Genomic DNA, 12,808 nt, shown 5'->3' on the forward strand with positions numbered 1-12,808 from the left:
GGCCTAACGTCATGTTATGTCGACGGATCTTCTACGGCCCCCACCACGCGCGGTGCTTTCTGCAACTCGCAGCTCCGTCACTGATCTGTGGCGTCCGGTTGCGACAGGGGCTTACCGCGATCTACGGCGCCCACGCACTGCATCGGCGCCGAAGTCGGTGCCACGAACCACATTCGATCCGACGCTCGCCGAGAACATCGCCGACCCCTATCCCGAGCTGCTGCGCATTCGTGAGCATCCGGTGGTCGTCAACGAGCGGCTCGGCGTCTGGATGATGGGGCGCTACGAGGACGTGCACAAGGCCGTTCGCAACAATGAGGTGTTCTCGTCGAGGGACGGCATCATGCTGCGGTCGTTTGTCACCAGTGCTGTACTCACCACAGACCCACCCGATCACACCCGCCTGCGGCATCTGACCGCGCCCATGTTCAGCAAGCGTTCGGTACAGACTCTGGCCACAGATATTCGCGCGTTGTCCGATGAGGCGATCAGGCCACTGCGAGACGGCGACGTCATTGACATGGTCGCGGCGCTGACGATCCCCATGCCCATCAACGTCATTGCCACAATCTTGGGTATTCCCCATCCTCAGTGGCCGGCCTTTCGCACCGTATCCAACAAGTTCGCGAGACTATTCGGACCGCGGTCGGTGCACGAGGTCATGCGATACGTCGGTTCGCTACTTCAGTCCTACGTGCAGATGCGCAGCTTCATAGACGTCGAGATGGGCCGGCGGTCCAGCACGTCGGCAGACGATCTCTTGGGTTGGTTGCAGGCAGCCAAAGAATCCGGCGAGCTCAGCGATCAGGAAGCTTTCTTCTACGCGCTCATCCTTCTGGTCGCCGGCAACGAGACCACTACAAACCTGTTGGGCATGCTGCTCGTCAGGCTCGCCGAGGACCGCGAGTTCTTCCTGACGTTGAAAGCCGACCGCAGCCTGCTTCGCCCGGCGGTCGAGGAGACCGCGCGTTGGGGCTCGCCGGTGCAGTGGGTCACCAGAACCGCTACCGCGCCCTATCGGATCGGCGACACGGTAATCCCTAAGGGCGCAAAGGCGTTGCTCTTCTATGCCTCGGCGAACCGAGACCCGGCGAAGTTCAGCGACCCCGATCGGTTCGACCCTCATCGCGACACGACCGGGCACCTGGCATTCGGCCATGGACTTCACTTTTGTCTGGGCGCTCATCTCGCACGACTCGAAGTGATCACAGCGGTGGACCATCTGCTGGACGAACTCGACGGCCTGGAGCTTGCTGGACCCGTGCGCTGGGGTACCAATCCTTCACTGCGAGGACCTGTTTCGATTCCCTTACGCGTCCGGCGAGGAAGCGCTTCCTGAGCGACTGCATGCCGCCCCAATGTCGCTGTCTCCCAGTTCCATCGGAATATGACGATTCTATGTATCGAGGCCGCTGAGCGCCGCTTCGACGTAGTCGTGGACCGGTGGGTCCGCAGGCCTGCTCGTCCTAGGGATTGATGGTGTTTTCACCGACCTGGCGTCCCCACACATATTCGGTAAGCAATGGCTGCCCGAGTTCGAGGTGGTTGTAGGGAGCCAGTGATGCGCCGGTGTCGGCTACCAGGTAAGGGGCGGGCCAGAAATCCTTGGTGACTGTCTGCCAACATCCAGGGGCGCCGCCCGGGCCGCCTCGCGCATTGGAACGGGGCAGGTTATCCGGATAGACGTACGGATTCGGCGCACCGGTGAGCCCGATACGGAAGTCGATCGAGTAGCCGTTGCCGCCTGCGGATTCAACAGTCTGCGGCAGGATCGCAGCATAATTTCTTATGCTGCACAGGAATTCGGGACTGTAGGTGTTCAAGGTGCCGGTGGTCGTCACCAGGTCAGCCAGACCTCGCACCAGGTAGGGACTTCCCCGCCCCACGATGTCAGCGCCAGCGTTGCCGAAGCCCGCGGCAGCCAGCAGCGCCGCATCGAGATCGGCTCGCTGCTCATTGACGGTGCCTGCCGTGGTCGCTGCATTGTTGAGGAATTTCCAGAAATCGGGTGAGGATTGGGCATAGACGTCGGCGAGGTCGGTAAGGCGTTTGATGTCTTCGCGGATCTGCGGCATTTCAGGGTTGATGTCGTCGAGGACAGCATTGCCCGCGATGATTGATCGGCCGAAGTCGAGGCCGTGCCCGTCCAGTGCCTCGGCGGTGGCCGCAAGAGTCAGGTTGAGTTTGACGGGATCGACTTTCTGCGCGATCGACATCAAGGTTTCGAACAGGGTGTTGAATTCGGTCGTCACGTGCGAGACGTCGATCACCTGCGAGCTCGACACGCGCGCAGATGCCGGTCTCGACGGGCTACGGAAGGCTACATACTTGTTGCCGAATACCGTGCTGGCCTTGATCTCGGCGGTCACGTTGGCCGGGATCAGCTCGATGTACTTTGGAGCGACGTCCAGGGACAGTTTCGCCTTGGTGGTGTCATCTTGCTGGATCGCGCGCACCGCGGCGACCCGGCCGATTTCGACGCCGTTGTAGGTCACTTTTGCCCCGGGCTCCATGACCAGCCCAGCGCGATCCGACACCAGGGTCAAGTGCATGGCCGGAGTGAACTCACCGTGAAATTGCAGGTAGACCGTCGATACCACTACTACGACCAGGGCCAGCGCCACGGTCCCGGCCGTTCGTAACGGTGGATGGTGCCGCCAGTGATTCAGCGTGCGACCAACAGCGGCGCGATTCGACGAACGACTCACGCGGACAGGGGTTTTCATATGACGGGCTCACTGGATCGTGGTCGACTGAACCTCATAAGTGTACCTATAGTAGCACAACGCTACATAGCGTTTTGAAACTGTTAGTAGCGTTTTCTCAGCGCGGCTGGCGGATGGCGATGACGCAGGGTCACCAGGAAGTTTCAGCCAGGCCCAGTGCGAGCCGCCCGGTCCCAGCGACGACAAGCCGCAGGCGAACCGCCGGCGCACCTACCAATTCGCCGTCACGCCTCGGTTCGGGTGCGTGAGTGTGCGGCCAGAAAGTCGTCGACGATGCGGACGCACTGGTCACGGCTGATGGTGCAGAGTCCGGTCATGCGTGCGAAGACCAGCGGACCGACGAGCTGGCACTCAGCCAATTCGAGGTCGAATTCGTCAAGTTCTTCGCGAGCCTGGTCGCTCGACAGGATTTCGTCGAACGGTTTGCGGTATTGCTCGACGACCCTAGAACGCAGGCTGCCAGCCGGGCTGTCCTCATCTGCGGTGCCGTCAGCAGCAGGATCGGTGGGCCCAAGGGCGACCCAAGCCAGCGTGGTGACCTGGATCGGGGCATCGGCAAAGAGTGCGGCCTGCCGGCTGAGGATTTCAATCAGCCTCTGCCGCAGCGACCCCTCGTCGGGTGTCGGTGTAGTGACGTGCGGCAGCAGGCGCTCGAATGTGGCCGCCAGCAACTGTGATGAGCTTGCGAAATGCCGATAGAGGGTGGTGCGAGCCACCTTGGAGGCTTTGGTCACCGCGTCGATCGTGACGGCTTCGATTCCCCCGGTGGTGAGGAGTGCCGCCGCCGCGTCGAGCAGTCGGTTACGCGACCTGATCCGGCGGGGGTCGATGTCATCATCGTCGTCTGCGTATGCCGCCGGTTGAGTGCTCACTGCGTTGTCCCTTCGGAAAATGGGACCTGCGGGCGGCGTTTCCAGCAGGCGTCAAGGTATGGTACCAAGAGTAGCGTAGCGAAACTGTTCGTAGGTTTGTCCGCGGTTACGGAGAACACCCTGGTCGGTAGGCATGGCCGTCGTGTCTACGCGGGAGGGTCTTGGTGCGTCCAGAAGCTGCCAAACGAAGGCTCGTTGCAGTTGCGGTGCGGGCCCGACGATATCGCGAATCAGTGCGAAACAAGGGGATGACGATGGGTGACACAGCACATCCGGGGCCATATCTACTGCCTCCGCATACCTCGACGTGTACCGGGTGCGGGCCCGCGAATTCGCATGGATTGCAGCTGGTTGTCTATCGCGACGGTGACGAGGTCTACAGCGATGTGACGTTCGATGAGCGCCATATCGGCGCCCCAGGACTGGCGCACGGCGGCGCAGTAGCGACAGCCTGTGACGACGTACTGGGCTTCACGTTGTGGGTGGCCGGCACGCCCGCGGTGACACGCAGTCTGACAGTGGAGTATCTGCGACCTGTCCCGTTGCACGAACCGCACAGGATTACTGCCCAGATCACCGGCCGCCAAGGACGTGCTCTTCACGTCAGCGGAACGGGAGTCAGTCACGATGGCATCACCCGGTTCACCGCCAGCGCAGTCTTCGTGACGGTGGGTGTCGATCATTTCGCTGCGCACGGCGACGTGAGCGGATTCGAGGACCTGTTTGATCGGCTAGCCGGCGCGCTTCACCAACCAATTGGTGATCACAGCGTCTGAGCGTGGCGTTGGCAGCATGGCTTCGAAGTTGAGGCAGCATCGCCCCGATAGGGCGGCCGACCTTGGCGGTGTCGACACGTACCGCCGTAACAGTGCAGTAGATGCCGCGATGATGCTGGCAGTTAGCGGCGGTTACGAGGCTGTGCACGTTCGCGCGGTGGCCGCGCAGGTCGGAATCGGCGTCAGCACGCTGTACCGGTACTTCCCCTCCAAGATCCACCTCTTGGTGTCGGCGTTGACCCGCGAGTTCCAAGAGTTTGGAAACAGCCGCGATTGGACCGTCACCGCGTCGACACCGCGCGAACGCCTTCGCTTGCTCGTCGACTGCCTGCACACCGAATGGCAACCAAGACCCGCGCTTGACCGAGGCGGTGACGCGCGCCTTCGTCCTCGCCGACCACACCGCCGCCGCAGCCACCGATGAAGCGATCGACGTCATTGAAGGTCTGCTGGCAAGGACTTTGAGCGGCGGCGAGCCCACGGTCAGAGACCAGCGACTAGCGGGGCTGATCGCTGATGTGTGGCTTGCCAATTTGGCGGCGTTCAGCAGTGGGCGAATATCGGGTGAAGTCGCTCGGGATCGAATCGATAGGGCCATCGACCGCTTTGTGGACGCCACTCATGGCGATCCCGAAGTGGGCTGAGAACCTGTTCTTGATAACAGTAGAGAAAGTTCTCACAGCCTCGATCCGATAGGCATTTTTCGGTCCGTGGTGGCGGACGGGAGCGCCAGCGGACGGGAGCCGCCGCGGCGTGGATCTTTCGCCCAAATCGCGTCGGTGCTGTGTCGGGCACATTCGTAGACTTGCATCGTGGTGACGGACGCGGCACGTGCACGGGCGATCGCCGAGGAGCGACTGGCCGATCTGCCGCATCGGTGGGCCCATGTCTGCGGAGTCGCGGCGACGGCGGAGCGATTGGTCGTCGGCTTGGGCGCCATGGATGCCGACGCGGTGGTGGCTGCCGCGTGGCTTCACGATGTTGGCTATGCGCCGTCAGTTCGATCGACTGGTTTCCACCCCGTCGACGGCGCAGTGTTCGTCCGCGACGAGGGCTTTCCCGCAGTGGTGGTCTCGCTGGTGGCCTATCACACGGGCGCGGTGTTCGAGGCGCGGGAGCGCGGCCTCTTAGACGCGCTGGCCGAGTTCACGGCACCTCCGTCGTTGTTACTAGACGTGCTGACGTGCGCGGACTTGACCACTGGCCCGCAGGGCTCGCCTGTGCGAGCTGAAGATCGAGTCACGGAGATCCTGTCGCGTTACCCCGATGGGGATCCTGTGCATCGTGCGATCGAGCGGGCGGCGCCGAGCCTGTTGGCGGCGGCAGCACGAGTTAGTGCCTCCGCCGGCTAGAGACGACCTTGCCGGGCTACCCGAGGTATGGGCTGTCGCGGCGTTGAAGGTAGTGCTGAATGCGCAGCCGCATCGAGGGGTGGACGTCCAAAGATGCAAGTTCGCCTGGTGACGTCCAGGCGATGTCGGTGCTTTCCGAGTCGACTCGCAACTGTCCACCGAGCAGCCGGGTGGTGAAGCACAGCGAGAACTGTTGACGGACTTCACCGTCGGCGTAGGCCATAACGTGGCGAGGATTGGTGTAGACGCCGATGAGTCCGCTGATCTCGACGTCGAGACCGGTTTCCTCTTTCACTTCACGAACCGCCGCGTCGACGATGGATTCGCCCAATTCCATTGCGCCACCCGGCAATGCCCAAAGGTTATTGTCGCGGCGGCGAATTAGCACGATGCGATCATGTGAATCGGTGACGACGGCGGTAGTGGAGGGCACCACACTGTTTGCGGCTGGCGCGTGGGGATCGTTGTAGTAGTCGGTCCGGGCCATACGGTTCTCCAATCGGCAGGTCAGGCGTGCGTGGGTAATGGTTGGGCGGTGTTCCACACCCGTTCGAAAGAGAGTTGGTGATCGCGCCACAGCTCGGGCGCGTCGTCACGTCGAATAAAGAGGACGGGATTGTCGCTGGCGGGAGCACCGTATAGGTGCGGGTTGGCAATCAGGGTGTTGTCCGCGCGGAACATCGACGTGTACAGCGGTGTGGCGTGTGTGCGCACCTCCAAGCCTGGGGCGTCGGCGAGTGAAGCCAATCGTGCGAGTGTGATCTGGCAGCGAGCTGCTAGAACTGAGCCAATCGTCTCCTCTTCCCCGCGTTGGCTTACCGCAGCGCAATCGGGATCACCCACGATGAAGCGAATGGCGACTCCGCGTTCGGCCGCGACTGCGAGCGTTGAGCAGAACCTGGGAATGCCGTCGAAGAGGAAGGTGCCCCCGTAGACCAGGATGTCGATCTGCTCGGCGGCGCCGCCGAACAGTTGGGTCCACACGGCGACAGGGACGTCCGCGCGGCTTCGGTACACACTGACCGCGACCGTGCCGGTACCAGGTGGGCGCAGGGTGGGAAAGATGTCTGGCCACAGCGTCTGCGGATCACAGCCCAGTGCGTCGGCGGTGGCGCGCGCGTTGACCGCCTGGGGCAGTGATTCACCCCTGACCCAGCGGCCCACCGTCTTGACGTCGACACCGGCGGCTGTTGCGAGTCTGGCTTCGCTGAAACCCTTTTCACTCATTCGCGTCGTCAGTGCGTGGTTAGGAACAGGTAGCTTCTCGATCTGCTCATGCTAGGAGCGCGGTGCCAGCGTTAGCGACGCCCAAAGCACAAAAGTTGGCGCGCGATTGTCGTCCGAGTGTCCGCGTTGTCCAGGCGTCTGTCCGCTTTGTCTAACTGATGCCCTGGGAATGTCCGAGTTGTCCGCCTGAACTGGTGGTCGCGGCCGAGCGGTCGCGAGAAAACAGCAGGAAGGACAGTTGGAATGAAACTACGTATTAACACCGGCGGTGTGTCATTTGTGTGCACGCGGGCACCCGAACAGCGGATCGCGTTTGACACCGGCCAGCCGAAGCTGGATCGCGAGACGGGTCTGCCGCTGTGGCAGGTCCAGGTGATGGCGCTGGACTCCACGGGCGGCGACGTCATCACCGTGACGGTTGCCGGCGACCCGAATGTGACGGTCGGGCAGCCGATCCACATCGAGGGCTTGGTTGCCCTGCCGTGGAGCCAGGACAGTCGCAGCGGAGTCGCGTTCCGCGCTGAAGCGATCCGCGCTTCAGGTGCACCACTGGCGGGAGTCGTTGCCGCACCTCGGAATGCGTCACCGAGCGGCGTACCCGGCGGCACGAGCAAGCCGGCCGCCTGACCCTTTCGTCGAGTGGGCGCAGCACCGCAACACCAAGAGACGGTGGTGCTGCGCCCGCTCGGCCGAAGCCTCTCCTTACCCCGATCCCGCAAGCCTGCCGGAAGGTCTGCCATGCCTGGCCACCCACGAGCTCACCGCTCCAACCGCTCTCTTCCGAACCACTCGGACTCCGATGACATTGCCCTCCGTGCAGCCACGGCGCTTGGCAAAGCGACTGCTGCGCTGGTATGGGCGTCGGTGTTGTTTCCGATGATCAGCATTCCGGCCATCACAAGCGTCTGGATGGCCGTCACTTGCGGTCCCTTGGTCGGCCTCTTGGCGGCGATCTGGTCGGCTCTCGCATTGTTCAGCTGGTTTCTGTTATCCCCCCAAACGTTCCGTCAGTGGGTGACGGTACGTCTGCGGGTCCAGTGGCGCACATGGGGTATCTATCGAGGCCGATGGGCCACGGTCTGCACGCTGTGTGGCCTGACCGCCGGTCTCGACGGTCACGTCATGGTGCCGATTCTGCGTTCGGTGACGATCGGTGTCACGAGCGACGTTCTCGAGGTACGCATCCTCACGGGCCAGTCGTTGGCCGACTGGCAATCCCGAGGTGACGCGTTAGCCGAAGCGCTGAGCGCCCAGCGGGTGACCATTCGCTCGACCCGACCGGGCTCGATCCGCATCACCGCCCATCACGGCGATCCGCTGACGACACCCATCCAACTTCCTCGTCCGGCCAGGGGCACCACACCGGACCTGTCCCGCCTGTGGGTGGGGCTCACCGAGGCCGGTGAGCGTTGGCGCCTACCGCTACTGGGACAGCACATCTTGGTCGCAGGCGCGACCGGCTCGGGCAAGGGCTCGGTGCTTTGGTCAATCATTGCCGCCGTCGGCCCCGCCGTGCGGGCGGGCTGCGCACGCCTCGTCGTCGTAGATCCCAAGGGAGGGATGGAGTTCGGGCGCGGACAAGTGTTGTTCACCTCGCTCGCCCATGACAACGGTGAACAGACACTCGCTGCGCTGCGGGCGGTTGTCGCGGTGATGCAGAAACGTGCGCAACGGCTGCGGGGGAAGACTCGGCTTCACACTCCGAGTGTCTCCGCACCACTGATTGTATTGATTATCGACGAAATCGCCTCGCTGACTGCCTATCTCGGGGACCGCAGAACACGCGCCGAGGTTGAGCAGCTGCTGGGGCTGCTGCTGTCCCAGGGCCGCGCAGTCGGTATCTCGGTGGTCGCCGCGGTACAGGACCCGTCTAAAGATGTTTTGCCCATCCGGCAGCTCTTCTCCATCCGGGTCGGGCTGCGCATGAGTGAAGCCACCCAGACCGCGATGGTGCTCGGAGCCGCCGCCCGAGAAGCCGGCGCCTTGTGTGATGGAATCTCCACCGGTACTCCCGGTGTCGGTTACGTCTGCACTGACGGCAACGCTGAACCGTTGCGAGTTCGGGCCTTCCACGTCACCGATTCCGCCATTGATGATCTCGTCGCTCGCTTTGCCCCCACAAGAGCGCATCCTCGGACCGCCGAGACTGAAGGTCGCCAGTCGTGACCACTGCTGCGCTGGGCATTGCGGTTTCGACACTGCCAGGCCTTCCGGCCGGTACCGACACCATCGGCGTGGTGGCGCAGATGGTGCGTCGCGCCGCCTCCCGCGACTTCGAGACCTGGTGGAATAAAGCGGAGAATGCTGGGTTCTGTGCGAATCCGATCCGTCTGACAGGAACCGACAGCTTCGGTCGCGAGCTTCGGGTGTGGACCCGATGCAACAACCGACGCGCTGTCGCCTGCCCGTCCTGCTCTGATCTCTATGCCCGCGATACCTGGCAACTCGTACACGCCGGCGTGCACGGTGGCCATCACGATCTGCCGCCCACAGTCGCCGAACACCCTCAGGTGTTCGTCACGCTGACCGCGCCCAGTTTCGGGGCCGTGCACACCACACGCGATGACGGCCAGCGAGGCCAGGCTCGGCGGTGCCACGACCGGGGCCGGAATGCCCACCAACGTTGCCAGCACGGGAGACCCCTGTGGTGCAGCTCCATCCACCACGAGGGCGATGCTCATGTCGGTCAGCCGCTCTGCGAGGACTGTTACGACTACATGGGGCATGTCCTGTTCGCCTGGCATGCCCCTGAACTGTGGCGGCGCTTCACCATCGCCCTGCGCCGGCTGTTGCGTAGACGCTTACGCGCGCTCGGCGAATCCCCCACCGCTGCCCGAATCAATTTCGTGAAGGTGACCGAGATGCAACGTCGGGCGATCCCGCACTTCCACGCCGTAATCCGCCTCGACGAGCCGCCACAGCCGGGCCAAGCCCCAACACCACCCAAGTCCTCAATCACAGCCACCGACCTGGCCCTCCTAATCCATCAGGCCGCAAGCGGCGTCGCACTCACTGTCGCCGCCCCAGCACACGGCGCTGAAATCAGTAGCCGTGTAATACAGTTCGGCACTCAGACGGATGCGCGGCCATTGCGGTCGGACAGTAGTGACTGCGGCGGGGCAACACCTCGCCAGTCGCGTCGGTCGGTCCCGGCCTACCTGGCCAAGTACGTGACCAAATCCGTCGCCGACTTCGGCGTTGGGGTCCGACGGATGTCACCGCTCGCCGTTCCCGATTTAGACGTCCCCACACATATCCGGGCGATTCTGACCACAATTCTCGATCTAGCCGATCATGGCGCCTACTCGGAGATAGACCGCTGGCTGCACACTCTCGGCTTTCGTGGGCATATCACCACCAAATCCCGGCTGTTCTCCACCACGATGAGTGCGCTGCGCGAGCATCGAGCTGAGTGGACTCGGGAGCAACGCCACCGCTCAGACCTCGCGACCGACGAACATGATCGGGCGCTTCACGGTGCCGAAGAAGAAGTGGAATGGACATTCGATCGAGCCGGGCTGGGCAATCTCGGTGAACGCACTTTGGTCGTGTCTGCGGCGCACCGAATGATCGAACATCGCCACATCGTCCGTGCGAATCGCTGGACGCACGATCAATCCTCGCCACCAGACTGGTCGACATGACTACGCCCGTATTCGATCGCGAGAAGACCGGTCCCGGGACCCTGCGAATAGCTGAAATTGCCTCGCCCGCAGCACAACCCGTATGTGTTACTTCACCCCCACAAGCCGTACGCCGGCATTCCGAATTACTTCCACACGGAGAGGAAAACGGATGCATACTGAATTCAGTGCTGAGCTGATCACCGTGCAGGCCGCGGCGGATCGTCTCGCAGTCAGTCGATGGATGGTGTACCGGCTGATCTGGGACGGACGTGTCAGATCGGTACAGATCGGTAGGTGCCGGCGGATCGTGCGGCAGTCTTTCGACGACTACCTATCCGGCTTGATTGAAGGAGCCGCGTGATGGCTGCAGGTGGGAAAGCACGTCGCAACGCGAACGGCCAGGGCGGCGTGTACCGACGAGGTGATGGGCGCTGGGAGGCGAAAGTCTTCGTCGACACGCCGGACGGACGACGGAAGCGCATCAGCGTCTACGGCGATAGTGAGCGTGCCGCCTTGGACGAACTCGGCAAGGTTCTCGATCAACAGCGACGCGGCATACCCACTGCAACAACGACGTTGACGGTCGCTGAGTACATGACCTACTGGCTAGAGCACATTGCGGAGCCTAGCGTTCGGCGCACGACGTATGCGACCTATGAGGGCGACGTGCGCCTGCACATCATCCCGGGAATTGGCAATCGGAAGCTGAAGTCACTGCAGGCCTCGCATATTCGCGCATGGCTGACCGGATTGCAGACCCGATGCCAATGCTGCGCCCAAGGGAAGGACGCAGCGCGAGGGCGCAAGTCGCAGGCACGGTGCTGCGCTCTCGTGCCTGCCAAGTGCTGCAACGACGCGTTGTCTGCCAGCTCGATTCGCCACATTCTGCGCGTTTTGCGGGCTGCTCTGCAGGATGCGGTCGACGAAGAGATGTTAAGCCGCAACGTCGCCCGACTCGTTCAGTTGCGCGTGACCGATGACCGGAAGGTGCGCTCTTTCACGCGGGCTGAGGCGATGCGCTTTCTCAAGACCGCTGAGACGACGCGACTTTATGCACTGTGGGCAGTCGCGCTGTCGATGGGACTCCGTCGTGGTGAGGCGCTCGGGCTGCAATGGTCCGACGTCGATCTAGACGCTGAGCGGATTACAATCAGGCGAGCGTTGCACCGCGTGGACGGCCAGCTGAAGCTTGAGAACGTCAAAACTGAAGGATCCGTCGCAGTTCTGCCAGTACCTCGGACGCTTGTGCCGATTCTGACTAACCACCGCCGGCGCCAGCTGGAGGAGCGCCTGGCCGCCGGATCAACGTGGCGCGACACGGGACTGGTTTTCACGACCCCTAAGGGCGGCGCGTTGGAGCCGCGCAACGTCAACCGAATGTTCCACAGCCTGTGCGCGAAGGCGGAGGTGCCGCAACTTCGCGTCCACGACCTCCGACACTCGTGCGCCACCCTGCTCTTCACAATGGGAGTTCAGCCGGCGACGGTTCAGAAGATTCTGCGCCACAGCTCAATCACGGTGACGACGGGAACCTATGTCGAGGTCATCGAAGCCGTTCAACGGGATGCTTTGGACTCGATGGGCTCACTGTTCGCCTCCAACAGCCTCGGCGACGAAACCGGGTAGCGTTCGCCTGATGGAATTCAGCGGATACGTTCAGCTTCGAGTCCGTACAAGTCGACCGCAACGACGCGCGATCGAGTGCCGCAAGCCGACGATGACGTTGCCGTTGTCGAAATATCAAAGGTCTCTGGTTACGACGGCAACGGCTGAGACGGAAAAAAGCCGAATCGGCCTTCCCCCGCAACGCCTGTGAAAAATACGTCGGTTGACTCCTTCCGGAGTCCAGATGGTGGATCCATGTTCTCCATGATGATGACCTGCCCACCAACCGACTGCTGAATGTCGTCGTAGAACCGCGCAGCAATGCCGATGTCGAGAACCTCACGATCGACGGCTTCGCCAGGCTTCGGTGGGCGATAGGTCACCAATGGTGAATCCAGAACGACAAATCCAGGGTGTGGAAGATCATTTTCAAAGCAATACTGAGCAAGGCCAATGGTGAAGGCGGAGTGGAGGATTGCGCGAACGCCTTTACCGTGAGCAGAGCGTAATTGATCGCCCGCTATCAGATCCTGCTCATCCCGGTCATAACGGACCTCATCACCATCAGGGACCTGCCACGCGGAAAGCCTCTCACCGATCGCTTTAGAGAAGCGCCGCACAGTA

General features: G+C 62.5%; 15 protein-coding genes. 10 read left to right on the plus strand and 5 right to left on the minus strand.

Annotated features, from left to right (window positions below; genetic code table 11):
* Window positions 1–16: 16 nt before the first annotated feature.
* The gene (locus D3H54_RS20460) at window positions 17–1,339 is read left to right on the plus strand and encodes a cytochrome P450 (RefSeq protein WP_047329670.1); all 1,323 of its coding nucleotides are present in this window, start codon (window positions 17–19) and stop codon (window positions 1,337–1,339) included.
* 127 nt (window positions 1,340–1,466) lie between these two features.
* Here D3H54_RS20460 and D3H54_RS20465 read toward each other — a convergent pair whose 3' ends face one another.
* Window positions 1,467–2,624 (minus strand): MCE family protein, encoded by a 1,158-nt coding sequence (locus tag D3H54_RS20465; protein ID WP_230986017.1) that lies wholly within the window; start codon window positions 2,622–2,624, stop codon window positions 1,467–1,469.
* A gap of 326 nt (window positions 2,625–2,950) precedes the next feature.
* The gene (locus D3H54_RS20470) at window positions 2,951–3,598 is read right to left on the minus strand and encodes a TetR/AcrR family transcriptional regulator (protein ID WP_036339721.1); all 648 of its coding nucleotides are present in this window, start codon (window positions 3,596–3,598) and stop codon (window positions 2,951–2,953) included.
* A 254-nt stretch (window positions 3,599–3,852) separates the two neighbouring features.
* Between D3H54_RS20470 and D3H54_RS20475 the strand changes: the two genes are divergently transcribed.
* The 4 genes from D3H54_RS20475 (at window position 3,853) to D3H54_RS20485 (ending at window position 5,726) form a co-directional block, all read left to right on the plus strand.
* The gene (locus D3H54_RS20475) at window positions 3,853–4,374 is read left to right on the plus strand and encodes a PaaI family thioesterase (RefSeq protein ID WP_047333248.1); all 522 of its coding nucleotides are present in this window, start codon (window positions 3,853–3,855) and stop codon (window positions 4,372–4,374) included.
* Window positions 4,375–4,486: 112 nt separating this feature from the next.
* Window positions 4,487–4,798 (plus strand): TetR/AcrR family transcriptional regulator, encoded by a 312-nt coding sequence (locus D3H54_RS31855; RefSeq protein ID WP_225509265.1) that lies wholly within the window; start codon window positions 4,487–4,489, stop codon window positions 4,796–4,798.
* Entirely contained in the window at window positions 4,734–5,018 is a 285-nt protein-coding gene (locus tag D3H54_RS31860; RefSeq protein ID WP_225509175.1) for a hypothetical protein, read from the plus strand. The genes D3H54_RS31855 and D3H54_RS31860 overlap by 65 nt, the downstream gene beginning before the upstream one ends.
* A 165-nt stretch (window positions 5,019–5,183) precedes the next feature.
* Window positions 5,184–5,726, plus strand: a complete 543-nt coding sequence (locus D3H54_RS20485) for an HD domain-containing protein (protein WP_036339723.1) — start codon at window positions 5,184–5,186, stop codon at window positions 5,724–5,726.
* A 16-nt stretch (window positions 5,727–5,742) separates the two neighbouring features.
* Here the strand turns inward: D3H54_RS20485 and D3H54_RS20490 are convergent, their stop codons facing one another.
* Complete coding sequence (locus D3H54_RS20490; protein ID WP_036339726.1) at window positions 5,743–6,213, minus strand: NUDIX hydrolase; 471 nt, start codon at window positions 6,211–6,213, stop codon at window positions 5,743–5,745.
* 20 nt (window positions 6,214–6,233) lie between these two features.
* The gene (locus tag D3H54_RS20495; RefSeq protein ID WP_047329669.1) at window positions 6,234–6,953 is read right to left on the minus strand and encodes a helix-turn-helix domain-containing protein; all 720 of its coding nucleotides are present in this window, start codon (window positions 6,951–6,953) and stop codon (window positions 6,234–6,236) included.
* Between the two features lie 243 nt (window positions 6,954–7,196).
* Between D3H54_RS20495 and D3H54_RS20500 the strand changes: the two genes are divergently transcribed.
* The 5 genes from D3H54_RS20500 (at window position 7,197) to D3H54_RS20520 (ending at window position 12,205) form a co-directional block, all read left to right on the plus strand.
* Complete coding sequence (locus D3H54_RS20500) at window positions 7,197–7,580, plus strand: hypothetical protein (RefSeq protein ID WP_036339731.1); 384 nt, start codon at window positions 7,197–7,199, stop codon at window positions 7,578–7,580.
* Window positions 7,581–7,592: 12 nt separating this feature from the next.
* Complete coding sequence (locus tag D3H54_RS20505; RefSeq protein ID WP_225933664.1) at window positions 7,593–9,119, plus strand: FtsK/SpoIIIE domain-containing protein; 1,527 nt, start codon at window positions 7,593–7,595, stop codon at window positions 9,117–9,119.
* An 80-nt stretch (window positions 9,120–9,199) separates the two neighbouring features.
* Window positions 9,200–10,597: a replication initiator gene (locus tag D3H54_RS20510; protein WP_168214926.1), complete on the plus strand. Its 1,398-nt coding sequence runs from the start codon at window positions 9,200–9,202 to the stop codon at window positions 10,595–10,597.
* Window positions 10,598–10,748: 151 nt separating this feature from the next.
* On the plus strand, window positions 10,749–10,940 hold the full coding sequence (locus D3H54_RS32200; protein ID WP_036339733.1) for an excisionase family DNA-binding protein: 192 nt from the start codon (window positions 10,749–10,751) through the stop codon (window positions 10,938–10,940).
* Window positions 10,940–12,205 carry a tyrosine-type recombinase/integrase gene (locus D3H54_RS20520; RefSeq protein ID WP_036345900.1) on the plus strand — a complete coding sequence of 422 codons (1,266 nt, stop codon included), beginning with the start codon at window positions 10,940–10,942 and terminating at the stop codon, window positions 12,203–12,205. Before D3H54_RS32200 ends, D3H54_RS20520 begins: the two co-directional genes overlap by 1 nt.
* 128 nt (window positions 12,206–12,333) lie before the next feature.
* Here D3H54_RS20520 and D3H54_RS31865 read toward each other — a convergent pair whose 3' ends face one another.
* Window positions 12,334–12,804, minus strand: coding sequence for a hypothetical protein (locus D3H54_RS31865; RefSeq protein WP_125477408.1), 471 nt, complete (start codon window positions 12,802–12,804; stop codon window positions 12,334–12,336).
* Window positions 12,805–12,808 lie beyond the last annotated feature (4 nt).

Source organism: Mycobacterium sp. ELW1 (genome assembly GCF_008329905.1).
Lineage (GTDB): Bacteria > Actinomycetota > Actinomycetes > Mycobacteriales > Mycobacteriaceae > Mycobacterium.

What these genes read in the sequence shown, in the direction of transcription:
- D3H54_RS31855 (WP_225509265.1), top strand. Translation starts at nt 4,487, where the DNA reads ATGCTGGCAGTTAGCGGCGGTTACGAGGCTGTGCACGTTCGCGCGGTG.
- D3H54_RS32200 (WP_036339733.1), top strand. Translation starts at nt 10,749, where the DNA reads ATGCATACTGAATTCAGTGCTGAGCTGATCACCGTGCAGGCCGCGGCG.
- D3H54_RS20495 (WP_047329669.1), bottom strand. Translation starts at nt 6,953, where the DNA reads ATGAGTGAAAAGGGTTTCAGCGAAGCCAGACTCGCAACAGCCGCCGGT.
- D3H54_RS20520 (WP_036345900.1), top strand. Translation starts at nt 10,940, where the DNA reads ATGGCTGCAGGTGGGAAAGCACGTCGCAACGCGAACGGCCAGGGCGGC.
- D3H54_RS20490 (WP_036339726.1), bottom strand. Translation starts at nt 6,213, where the DNA reads ATGGCCCGGACCGACTACTACAACGATCCCCACGCGCCAGCCGCAAAC.
- D3H54_RS20500 (WP_036339731.1), top strand. Translation starts at nt 7,197, where the DNA reads ATGAAACTACGTATTAACACCGGCGGTGTGTCATTTGTGTGCACGCGG.
- D3H54_RS20460 (WP_047329670.1), top strand. Translation starts at nt 17, where the DNA reads ATGTCGACGGATCTTCTACGGCCCCCACCACGCGCGGTGCTTTCTGCA.
- D3H54_RS20475 (WP_047333248.1), top strand. Translation starts at nt 3,853, where the DNA reads ATGGGTGACACAGCACATCCGGGGCCATATCTACTGCCTCCGCATACC.
- D3H54_RS20510 (WP_168214926.1), top strand. Translation starts at nt 9,200, where the DNA reads ATGGTGCGTCGCGCCGCCTCCCGCGACTTCGAGACCTGGTGGAATAAA.